The 643-nt window shown below is 49.1% G+C and carries 1 protein-coding gene and 1 pseudogene; one reads left to right on the top strand and one right to left on the bottom strand.

What is annotated here, in order from left to right; translation table 11 throughout:
• On the top strand, positions 1–437 hold a 437-nt coding region (locus B5F78_RS16660), incomplete at its 5' end, for a PD-(D/E)XK nuclease domain-containing protein (protein WP_206421978.1).
• Here the strand turns inward: B5F78_RS16660 and B5F78_RS17920 are convergent.
• Positions 434–643: pseudogene (locus B5F78_RS17920) on the bottom strand (hypothetical protein); the annotation flags it as partial. The gene B5F78_RS16660 and the pseudogene B5F78_RS17920 overlap by 4 nt on opposite strands.

Genomic DNA, 643 nt, shown 5'->3' with positions numbered 1-643 from the left:
CCCAACGGGAAAATGTAAACAGTTGGATACAAGACCTTATCGATGCGCTGGAGGAAGGTGATACAGACAAGCTGCATAAGCTGTTCACCTCCTTCCTTGCCGACATCCCCTACACCATGCGTCGCAAGCAGGACGAGAGGGAAAGGGAGCGTTATTTCCACTATACGTTCTACCTGATATTCCGTTTGGTCAGCGTCTACACGGTCTATACCGAAAAGGAACAGAGCGAAGGACGGGTGGACTGCATCGTAGAGACACCCGATTACGTCTACATCTTTGAGTTCAAACTGGACGGTTCGGCAGACGAAGCCCTAAAGCAGATAGAAGAAAAAGGCTACGCACGCCCGTATGCTTCCGACAGGCGACTTATCTATAAAATAGGTGCCAGCTTCTCTTCACAGACCGGGACCATTGACGACTGGAAGATTCAAGGCTAATCTTCCAGACGGAACTCTGCCATTAACAGACTCTTTTCACGATTATCCCCAATCGTGATTTCTTTGAAATAACGGTAACGTCCGGGTTTGTTGGGATGCACATCGGGATAAAGGTGGGCAGTAAGCTTTTCCGTTTCCACAGGTGAGGATTTTACCACCAATGTATCCGAAGAATCGATTCCTCGCATTTGCCTGCCTCCGCACCC

It is taken from the genome of Bacteroides sp. An279, assembly GCF_002159615.1.
Taxonomy (GTDB): domain Bacteria; phylum Bacteroidota; class Bacteroidia; order Bacteroidales; family Bacteroidaceae; genus Phocaeicola; species Phocaeicola intestinalis.
The sequence above is the reverse complement of the archived record's forward strand: the minus strand, read 5'-3'. Positions and strand labels throughout refer to the sequence as shown.